Below are 10,250 nucleotides of genomic sequence, written 5' to 3' on the forward strand. Positions count from 1 at the left end.
CCCGCGGACCTCGGGTGATGGCTGGACGGGATTGTCGATGACGAGCCTGACATTGCCGCCGGGTGTCTTCGTCCATTCGGAATTTGCATGCGCCGGAGCGGTAAACGCAATCATGGCCGCAAAAAAGAGCAGTTTTATTTTCATTTTTGGACCTTTACAGGCCTTTTGGGCACTATCAAGGATGTGACTGATTTTGCGCATCATTTCTGTGTGAGAAGTAATCCCGCGATGCGTGCGCGGCTGACGGATTTAAGTATCATTTACAATTCGTTACCCAAAGCCGTTGTCATTTACAGAATCCTTGGTACCTTTATTCTCATGGAGATTTTCAGAGACGCCAACAAAGAGACCGGATTTTTGAATGGACAGTTCCTTCTCGCCATGCCGGGAATGGACGACAGCCGGTTTGCGCGTTCGGTCATCTATGTTTGTGCGCACTCTGAAAAGGGCGCTATGGGCCTGATCATCAACCGTGTCCAGGACATGGAGTTTTCGGATATCCTTGTTCAACTTGGTGTTCTCGATGAGCAACAGGCAATCATGATGCCTGAACGGACGCGCGATTTTCTAGTGCGCAATGGGGGGCCGGTCGAAATGCGGCGAGGCTTTGTCCTGCATTCCGATGATTATCTCACCGATTCAACCATGCCGGTCGCAGAAGAAATTTGCCTGACGGGAACTGTGGATATACTGCGTGCAATCTCTGGTGGCCGCGGACCGCGCAAAGCCTTGATGACGCTGGGTTATTCCGGTTGGGCTTCGGGTCAACTTGAGACCGAGATTGCCAACAATGGCTGGCTCACCTGCAAGGCGTCGCAGGAGTTGCTTTTCGATACGGATATCGACAGCAAGTACGATCGGATTCTCGCCTATATGGGCGTTGATCCGTCACGGCTGGCCACTGTCGCCGGCCACGCCTGATTTTTACGACGCTTTCGATTGCTGGAACTGCTCACGCAATAGCTTCGTCGCGACGTCCAGTGTAAGCGGCGGGCTGAACATGAAACTCTGCGCATACTCGCAGCCCATCTGGCGGAGTTGCAGCGCGTCGCTCTCGTTCTCGATGCCTTCTGTCACAACCGACAATCCAAGATCATGCGCCATGCTGATCATGGAACGAAGCAGTGTCACCTTCTGCGGTTGATCGGCCTTCAGGAAGGACCGGTCGATTTTGATCATGTCGAACGGGAAGGAGGTCAGATAGGACAGCGAAGAATACCCCGTGCCGAAATCATCGAGCGATACACCGACACCCATCGCCTTGATACTGGAGAGTACGTAGTTGGAGCGCTCCGGATTCTCCATCATCAGGGATTCCGTAAGTTCGAGTTTCAGGCTCGCCGGCTCGATCTGGGTTTGCAGGAGCACCGACCGTACGTCATCGATCAGATCCTGCCGGATCAGCTGGCTGCTGGAGATATTGACCGAAACAAAAAGAGGCGAAGCGCCAAGATTGCGCTGCCAGTTGACGAGGTCTTCCGCCGCCTTCTGCATGGCGAAGAGACCGAGCTGCACGATAAGGCCGGAGCTTTCGGCAATCGGAATGAACTCCGACGGCGGAATGGAGCCACGGCGCGGGTGATCCCAGCGCATCAGGGCCTCAAACCCGGCAATGCTGTTGTCTTCCAGACGCATGATTGGCTGATAGGCCATGTGGATTTCGCGTCGTTCGAGCGCGCGGCGCAGATCGGATTCCAGCTGAAGCCGGTCACTGCCCACTGCACGGAAGGCCGGGCGGAACGGCTCGATGCGATCGCCGCCGAACCGCTTGGCCTGGAACATGGCTAGCTCGGCATCCTTGACCAGGTCTTCAGGCGAGGCGGCGCTGCCGCTCGTCCAGGTAATCAGGCCAAGCGATGCAGTCAGCACGATCTCGCGTTTGGAAAATGCAATCGGCGCCCGGATAGCTTGTTTCACCGCTTCGGCGAAGGCGGCGATTTTGGCGGGCTCGCTCTCGGAGACGAGAATGAGGCCAAACTGGTCCGCGGCGAGACGACTGAGTGTATCCTGCGGCCGCAAGAGACGGTGCAAACGACGCGAAATGGTCAGCAGGAATGTATCGCCCGCCGACATGCCAAGCCCGTCATTCACCTGTTTGAACCGGTCAATGTCGATGATGAACACGGTCGGGCGGATTCTGCTCTCGGTCTGCGCCATGGTGATGACGGAGCCCAGGCGATCGAGGAAGAGTTCGCGGTTCGGCAGGCCTGTCAGATTATCATGCACAGCATCATGGAGCAGGCGTTCTTCCGCCTTTTTCTGCTCGGTGACATCAATAAGCGTGCCTACACACCGGACAATTTCACCATCGGAACCGATAACAGGGCGAGCCTTCAGCGAGTACCAGTAATAGTGGCCGTCATTGGCGCGCAGGCGGAATGTTTGCGAAATGCGGCCGCGCCTGTTCTCGAGAATAACATCTAACGTCGTCCGGAAGCGATCGCGGTCGTCCGCATGCAGGCTCGGCAACCAGTTTCGCACGGCGCCGTGCAAAGAACTTGCCGAGGCTCCAAGGAAATTGGTGAGGTCCGGCGTGGTAACGACGCGATCACGCGGGACATCCCAATCCCAGACAATATCGCCGGAACCGATAATGGCGAGCGCTTGCCGCTCCACATCGGAGAACAGGCCCTGTTGCAGCGCACCGCCCGAAAATGCGTGCTGCATGACGGTGAAGCCGATGAGGAGAACGATGAGAACGAGGCCGCCGGCAAGCGCCGGCTGAATGATATCATTGGCCAGAATTCCCGATACGGTGAGCCAGCTGCCCATCAACCAGACGAGCAGGAGGATCCATGTCGGTATCAGCATGATCGCGCGATCATAACTTCGGAAGGAGAAGAAGCCGATCAGGACGATGCCCGAAATGATGGTCAGTGCGAAGGAGAAGCGGGCGATACCGGCCGCGATCGGCGGGTCGAATATGGCGACGCCGGAGACGATGCCGAGGCCGAGAATCCATGTCAGCGCGCCATAGCTGAAATTGTCATGCCATCGGTTGAGATTGAGGTAGGTGAAGAGGAAGATCACCAGCGTCGCCGCAAGCGCCACCTCGGTGCCCGCTCGCCACATCTGTTCATTGCCTGGCGTTATCTCTATCAGCTTGTTCCAGAAGCCGAAATCGACGCAGATATAAGCCAGCACCGCCCATGCGAGCGCAGCTGTTGCAGGAAAAAGCGACGTTCCCTTGACGACAAACAGAATGGTCAAGAACAGGGCCAGCAAGCCCGCGATTCCGAGAAGAATGCCGCGGTAGAGCGTATAGGAATTGACCGTGTCCTTGTAAGCATTTGGCTCCCAAACGTAGACCTGAGGCAGGTTGGGTGATGCTAGTTCGGCAACAAGCGTGATGACGGCTCCGGGATTGAGCGTAATCAGGAAAATATCGGCATCCTCGCTGGCTTGCCGGTCCAGTGCGAATCCCTCGCTCGGCGTAATGGATGCGATGCGGGTCGAGCCGAGATCCGGCCAGATGAAACCTGAACCGACGAGGCGGAAGTGTGGCGCGACGATCAGCCGGTCGATCTGCTCGTCCGTCGGGTTGGCAAGGGAAAAGGCTGCCCAGTCGCCGGTAGAACGTTTGTCGTTTGCCTGCACCTCGATGCGGCGAACGATACCGTCGGTACCCGGTGCAGTGGAAATCTGGAAAGTCTCGCCTTGGTTCCGGTACACTTCGACGGCTTTTGACAGATCAAGCGCTGTGCTTTCCTTGGTGATCTTGATTGTCTCGAACGCGTTCGCGGCCGACTGCATCGATATCAACAAAATGACGAGCGCAAAAACCCGCGATAAGCCTTTCAGCATTCGTCCCGTCAATAATGCCACTGATACAACCTTTATTTCCCTAGCGCCGTACATCGCCTTCAATCATCGAGAAGAGCAGATGATCTTGCCACATACCATTTATCTTTAAGTATGAGCGTAGCAGTCCTTCCCTCTGAAATCCGGCTTTTTCGAGAAGGCGGATCGATCTTTCGTTGCTTGGAATACAGGCCGCTTCCAGCCGGTGCAACCTCACCTTGGTAAAAGCATAGGGAATAAGCAGGCCCAGTGCTTCATGCATGAAACCCTGTCCGGCAAACGGCTCGCCGATCCAGTAACCGATCATGCCATTCTGACCAACGCCGCGGCGGATATTGCCGAGCGTAATGCCTCCAAGCAAACGCGAATCCYTGTTTCGAAATAGAAAGAAGGGATGTGCTGTTCCAGCTGCCGCCTCTTCGTCATAGTGTCGAATTCTGTGGCGAAAAGCTCCGCGCTCCAGATCGTCGGCCGCCCAGAGGGGTTCCCACGGCGAGAGGAACTCGCGGCTCTGCGCGCGAAGCGTGGACCACGCGCGGTAGTCGGAAAGTTGCGGCGGACGCAAATAGAGGCGCTCGCCCTGCAGGGGCGGCGCGGCGCTTTTCAGGAAGGGCAGGGCGATCATTGCCTCGCCTTGCCGTCAGACCGCGATTTTTCGGGGACTTGCTGTTGCAGAAGTAAGCCCCTGACGGACATCGGCGAATTTCATCAGCGAACCAACCGGACCGACGGCGGCAATCGTTGGCGTCGTATCGAGGAAGAGGCGGCCCGCGAGATCCGTCAGGCGCTCTGTGGTGATCTTCGATAAACGCTCGACCAGTTCTTCGGTCGAGACCGCGTGCCCGTAAAGCAGCATCTGCCGTGCAATCTGTCCGGCCCTGCTCGCGGCACTTTCGTGTGACATCAGGAGACTGGCACGATATTGCGCACGTGCACGGTTCAACTCTTCCTGACTGATGTTCCGAGCAGCTTCATGCAGCTCATTGATGATGACTGGAACGAGCTTCTTAAGATGGTTGCGCCCGGTTGCGGCGTGAATTCCAAAAATGCCGGTATCGGAAAAACCCCAGTGGAACGCGTAGACCGAATAACACAGTCCGCGTTTCTCACGCACTTCCTGGAAAAGACGGGAAGACATCCCACCGCCAAGGATCATGGCGAGCAATTGCGAAGCATAGAAATCGCGAACGTGGTAGGCACGTCCCTCGAAGCCGATGACGACCTGTGCGTCCATCAAGTCGCGTTGCTCACGGAAATCGCCGCCAACATAATGCGACAGATCGGGTTCCGGTGCTGTTGATTTGGCACGGAAGGAACCGAGACGCTTCTCGACTTCGCGTACGAATTCATCGTGCTTCACACCGCCAGCGGCGACGACAACCATGCGCTCGGCGCTGTATTGTTCGTCCATGTAGCGCCGTAGGTCGGCCGAAGAAAAGGATTGTACGGTTTCCGGCGTTCCAAGAATTGTCCGGCCGATTGTCTGGTCTTGAAACGCTGCTTCCGTGAAGCGGTCAAAGACAACGTCGTCAGGCGTGTCGTGCGCTGCCCCGATTTCCTGCATGACAACATTTTTTTCGCGCTCGAGCTCGTCAGCGTCGAACTTCGAACCAGTCATGATATCGGTGAGGATGTCGATTGCCAGTGGCATGTCGTCTCGCAAGACGCGCGCATAGTAAGACGTTGTTTCAACACTGGTGGCCGCATTGATCTCGCCGCCCACGTCTTCAATGTCGGCTGCAATTTTCCAGGCGGAACGATTTTCAGTTCCCTTGAAAGCCATGTGTTCAAGAAGATGAGCAATACCGTGCTGATGGTTGCCCTCGTTCCTCGACCCTGCCTTGACCCAGATGCCAAGCGCTACACTCTCCACATGCGGCATTGTCTCTGTCGCAATCGTCAAACCGTTGGAGAGGCGACTGATTTCAACGCCCATTCAATGCTCCTTACCCGCCGCTCTTGAATGTCGGCTCACATACTCTTCCACACTTTTAAGGTCGTTGGGAAGTACCGTGTACTGTTCTTTTCGTTGCATGAGGTCGCCCAGCCAGAGCGGAAGGTCAGGATGAATGCCGCTTGCCGCCTCGACGGCATCGGGAAATTTCGCCGGATGAGCAGTCGCAAGTACAACGCTTGGCGTTTCCCGCCCGGCCTTCTCCCGCGCAACTTTCAGTCCGATGGCCGAATGTGGATCAAGAAGATAGCCGGACTGTTTCAGCACATTTGCGATTGCCTCGGCCGTTTCCGCTCGGGTAGAGCGCCCCGCCGCGAATTCAGCGCGGATTGCGGCAAGCACAGTGTCGGAAATCGCGAAGCTGCCCGATTGTTTCAACCCGCCCATCAATCGGCGCACTGCGCCGGCGTCCCTGCCGTGTGCTTCAAAAAGCAGGCGTTCGAAATTGGAAGAAACCTGTATGTCCATGGAAGGCGATGTCGTGTGGAGTACGCCCCGGGTTTCATAAATTCCCGTTTCGATGGTGCGGGTCAAAATATCGTTATCGTTGGTCGCAATGATAAGCTGGTCAATCGGAAGGCCCATGCGCTTCGCAACGTAGCCTGCAAAAATATCGCCGAAATTGCCAGTCGGAACGGTGAAGGATACCGGGCGCTCCGGGCTTCCAAGCGAAACCGCAGCCGTGAAATAATAGACGATCTGCGGCATGATCCGCGCCCAGTTGATCGAATTGACCCCCGATAGAGAAAGGGAATCGCKGAAGGCCAAATCGTTGAACATACCTTTGACCAGGGACTGGCAATCATCGAAATTCCCTTCGACGGCCAGCGCGTGGACATTCGATGCGGCCGATGTCGTCATCTGCCGCTGCTGTACGGGCGAAACGCGGTTGTGCGGAAAGAGGATGAAGATGTCTGTGCGATCCCGATTGGCAAATGCCTCAATGGCTGCGCCGCCTGTATCGCCGGAAGTTGCACCGACAATGGTGGCGCGCTCGTTACGCTTGGTCAGGATATAATCCATCAGTCGCGCCAACAGCTGCATCGCCACATCCTTGAAGGCGAGGGTTGGACCATGGAAAAGCTCGAGAACAAACTCGTTATGCCGGGTCTGCACCAATGGGCAGACCGCGTCGTGGCGGAACGTACCGTAGGCCTCATGCACCATTTTCTCGAAATCAGCCTGGTCTATGTCGCCGGCGATAAAGGGCGTCAGAACCTGGATGGCGATTTCCGCATAGGTTTTGCCACGCAGCGAGCGGATTTCGCTTGCGGAAAACTGTGGAAATTGCTCCGGAAGATAGAGCCCGCCATCACGGGCAAGACCGGACAAAAGCGCATCGGAAAAGTCCAAAACCGGCGCTTCTCCCCGGGTACTCACATATTTCATCTCGGTCGCCTCATGTGTTTTGCCCAATAGTGCTGTCGCTGCCCTTGTCAAAAAAAGGCTGCAATGCCCCGTCGCATTATTTMCTTACCGTTGGTATAGAACACGCTCGTTCGTCAAGGTTCGTTCTTCAAGGAAAGTTCTGTTCATGAAGTCAGAAGCACAAAAATCTCTGCCCTTCTATCAACTTTGCGCCCCGGTTTGTGCAATGATCTTTGCTTTGGGTCTTGCAGGATGCTCTACCAGCGGCAGCAACAAGGACGACCCGAATAGTGAGAAAGCGCTGGCCACCGCAGAAGCGCAAAAACGCATAACCGCTTCCGAATTGACGGCGTTCTGTCCCACCGTGACGATCCGCGAAGGGACCTCGGTCCTGACAAACTATGGAAAATCAGCCGACAAGACGCCTGAAAACCTGATCTACCAAGCTTCGATCTCGAACGAAACGCGGTCGTGCCAGTCAAGTGATGGTACCATGACCATGAAGGTGGCTGTTGCCGGCAAGGTCGTACCTGGTCCGAAATTCACACCCGGCACAATTACAGTGCCTATCCGCGTCGCCGTCATTCAGGGAACAAATGTACTTTACTCGACACTGCACAAGCAGGCGATTTCCGCTTCGGATGGCAATGCTGCCACACAGTTCGTTTTCAACGATCCCAATGTGAGTTTCCCAAAGCCAACGGCGCAGAACATTCAGGTCTTCATTGGTTTCGATGAAGGACCCGCGAGCGCGGCTTCAAAGTCAAAGCCGAAAACACAGTGAAGGCTGGCGTGATGCCAGCCTCCTCTAGATCCTGACCCCTGTCAGACTGCTTCGGACCACACCGTCATTGCGTCGATAACTGCCGGCAGATCGCGATGACGGCTGATCACCGTTTCCGCACCTGCATCGGTCAGCTTGTCGGCATGTCCCGGATATGTGTGAGCGCCGCCCGTAAAACCAATTACCCGCATGCCCGCAGTCTGTGCAGCGTGAACGCCATGGCTCGAATCTTCGATAACGATACAGCGCGCCGGATCGACGTTGAATTGCTTTGCTGCGAACAAAAACACGTTTGGATCCGGCTTTGCCTTCTGTGTACCGACTTCGCGCGCCGAGAAGATATGGGGCGCGAAAAGATCATAGAGCGTGCTTTGTTCGAGCATCATCTTCAGTGAAGAGCTGATCGAATTGGAGGCGACGCATTTCGGATATTTCAAAGCTGCGATGACCTGTTCGGCACCCTCGATGACGTTGAGTTCATTGCGCAGCTTATGGTCCATCCGCCGCGCCGATTCTTCGATCAGCGAGGCTGATATCGGAATGCCGGATTCCTTTTCCACCTGAAGCAGAATATCCGTCCAGGTCAGCCCGGCAAAACGTTCGGCGATATCTTCCGGTTCAATGGGGTAGCCGGATTGTGTCAGCAGCTGGGATTCGACTTCGGCGGCAAGAATTTCTGAATCGACGAGCACGCCATCGCAATCAAAAATAATAAGCTGAGGTTCCATTCGTCATACCTGTTCGTAAAAATAGCGCCGCAACAGCAGCGGCTCCGTCCGTTTTGGGGGATGTCGGGCATCGACTACACGTTTATGGCCATCGGGTCAAAGACAAGCACCGATTTCGTTCGCGCTTAACGCGATATTTACCGTGTGCGGTAACCATACCGTTATGTAAAGCGTCTMCAGTAATCGAGTATCAAATGTCCGTAGTACGTCTCGTGAATGATCTGCCCCAGGCAGCGCCGCAAACCTCCTGGATCGACACCATTCTCAAAGGCGACTGCGTCGCCGCTCTCAACCGTTTGCCCGATCATTCGATCGATATCATCTTTGCCGACCCGCCATACAACCTTCAGCTTGAGGGGGATCTGCATCGCCCGGATCAGTCGAAGGTGGATGCGGTCAACGATCATTGGGACCAGTTCGAAAGCTTCCAGGCATACGACGCTTTCACGCGTGCCTGGCTTCTCGCATGCCGGCGCGTACTGAAGCCGAATGGCACGATCTGGGTCATCGGCTCCTATCACAACATTTTCCGTGTCGGTGCGACAATGCAGGATCTCGGATTCTGGATGCTCAACGACATCATCTGGCGCAAGAATAACCCGATGCCGAATTTTCGCGGCCGCCGGTTCCAGAACGCCCACGAGACCATGATATGGGCGTCACGCGATCAGAAATCAAAGGGCTACACGTTCAATTATGAAGCCATGAAGGCCGCCAACGACGATCTTCAGATGCGCTCGGATTGGCTTTTCCCGATTTGCACCGGCTCGGAGCGTCTTAAAGATGAGAATGGCGACAAGATACACCCAACCCAGAAACCGGAGGCCCTGCTGGCCCGGATTCTCATGGCTTCATCGAAGCCGGGGGATGTCATTCTCGATCCGTTCTTTGGATCGGGAACCACCGGTGCCGTCGCCAAACGGCTCGGACGGCATTTTGTCGGCATCGAACGGGAACAGAAATATATCGATGCTGCGACGGCTCGCATCGCTGCGGTGGATCCATTAGCCGGCGCCGACCTCACCGTCATGACCAGTAAACGCGCGGAACCGCGTGTCGCATTCGGCAGCATCATTGAATCCGGCATGTTGAAGCCGGGTGCGGTTCTGAGCGATATTCGCAAGCGCCATGCTGCCATCGTACGTGCTGATGGTACTGTGACGACGGGCGGTGATGCAGGATCGATCCATCGCATGGGCGCGAAAGCGCAGGGGCTCGATGCCTGCAACGGCTGGACATTCTGGCACTTCGAAGACGAAGGCGTGCTCAAGCCGATCGACGAACTGCGCAAGCAGGTGCGATCGGGCATGGTTTCCGCAGGCGGGTAGGTCGGCGTTTCCGGCTGATACTCAGACGTTGATGCCCAGATTCTTCAGATCGGCCTTGAGCGTTTCAGGATCGATGAATTGCACCGACTGCCAACCTGCGGCCTTGGCACCGGCAACATTCTTGGCGCTGTCATCGATGAAGAGTGTCGACGAAGGGTCAAGGTCAAAGGTTGCGACATGGTGATCGTAGATCGCCTTATCCGGCTTGATCAGGCCGACATCGCCAGAAATCGTAACGCCGCGACTTTCGGTCAGGAACGGGTATCGCTCCCAGGCCTCGCGTAGGG

The 10,250-nt window shown here is 55.9% G+C and carries 9 protein-coding genes; 3 read left to right on the forward strand and 6 right to left on the reverse strand.

The window, feature by feature from the left end; translation table 11 throughout:
- Positions 1-318 precede the first annotated feature (318 nt).
- Complete coding sequence (locus tag ACXJ5O_RS11060; protein ID WP_114432193.1) at positions 319-921, forward strand: YqgE/AlgH family protein; 603 nt, start codon at positions 319-321, stop codon at positions 919-921.
- 3 nt (positions 922-924) lie between these two features.
- Here ACXJ5O_RS11060 and ACXJ5O_RS11065 read toward each other — a convergent pair whose 3' ends face one another.
- From ACXJ5O_RS11065 to thrC, 4 genes are read right to left on the reverse strand one after another with little or no spacing between them, the layout of a single operon-like run.
- Positions 925-3,804 (reverse strand): EAL domain-containing protein, encoded by a 2,880-nt coding sequence (locus ACXJ5O_RS11065; protein WP_457299948.1) that lies wholly within the window; start codon positions 3,802-3,804, stop codon positions 925-927.
- A 40-nt stretch (positions 3,805-3,844) separates the two neighbouring features.
- Positions 3,845-4,426, reverse strand: a complete 582-nt coding sequence (locus ACXJ5O_RS11070) for a GNAT family N-acetyltransferase (RefSeq protein ID WP_457299942.1) — start codon at positions 4,424-4,426, stop codon at positions 3,845-3,847.
- 15 nt (positions 4,427-4,441) lie between these two features.
- A complete protein-coding gene (locus tag ACXJ5O_RS11075) occupies positions 4,442-5,737 on the reverse strand; it encodes a M16 family metallopeptidase (RefSeq protein ID WP_457299943.1) in 1,296 nt (431 codons plus the stop codon).
- Positions 5,738-7,144 carry a threonine synthase gene (thrC, locus tag ACXJ5O_RS11080; RefSeq protein ID WP_457299944.1) on the reverse strand — a complete coding sequence of 469 codons (1,407 nt, stop codon included), beginning with the start codon at positions 7,142-7,144 and terminating at the stop codon, positions 5,738-5,740.
- Between the two features lie 145 nt (positions 7,145-7,289).
- Here thrC and ACXJ5O_RS11085 point away from each other — a divergent pair, with 145 nt between their 5' ends.
- Positions 7,290-7,907: a hypothetical protein gene (locus tag ACXJ5O_RS11085; RefSeq protein ID WP_457299945.1), complete on the forward strand. Its 618-nt coding sequence runs from the start codon at positions 7,290-7,292 to the stop codon at positions 7,905-7,907.
- Positions 7,908-7,948: 41 nt separating this feature from the next.
- Here the strand turns inward: ACXJ5O_RS11085 and ACXJ5O_RS11090 are convergent, their stop codons facing one another.
- Complete coding sequence (locus tag ACXJ5O_RS11090; RefSeq protein WP_457299946.1) at positions 7,949-8,635, reverse strand: HAD family hydrolase; 687 nt, start codon at positions 8,633-8,635, stop codon at positions 7,949-7,951.
- Positions 8,636-8,829: 194 nt separating this feature from the next.
- Here ACXJ5O_RS11090 and ACXJ5O_RS11095 point away from each other — a divergent pair, with 194 nt between their 5' ends.
- On the forward strand, positions 8,830-9,963 hold the full coding sequence (locus tag ACXJ5O_RS11095) for a site-specific DNA-methyltransferase (protein WP_224505430.1): 1,134 nt from the start codon (positions 8,830-8,832) through the stop codon (positions 9,961-9,963).
- 21 nt (positions 9,964-9,984) lie between these two features.
- Here the strand turns inward: ACXJ5O_RS11095 and ACXJ5O_RS11100 are convergent.
- Positions 9,985-10,250: HAD-IA family hydrolase (locus ACXJ5O_RS11100; RefSeq protein WP_457299947.1), on the reverse strand; the 266-nt coding region annotated here is incomplete at its 5' end.

It is taken from the genome of Phyllobacterium sp. P5_D12 (assembly GCF_054049495.1).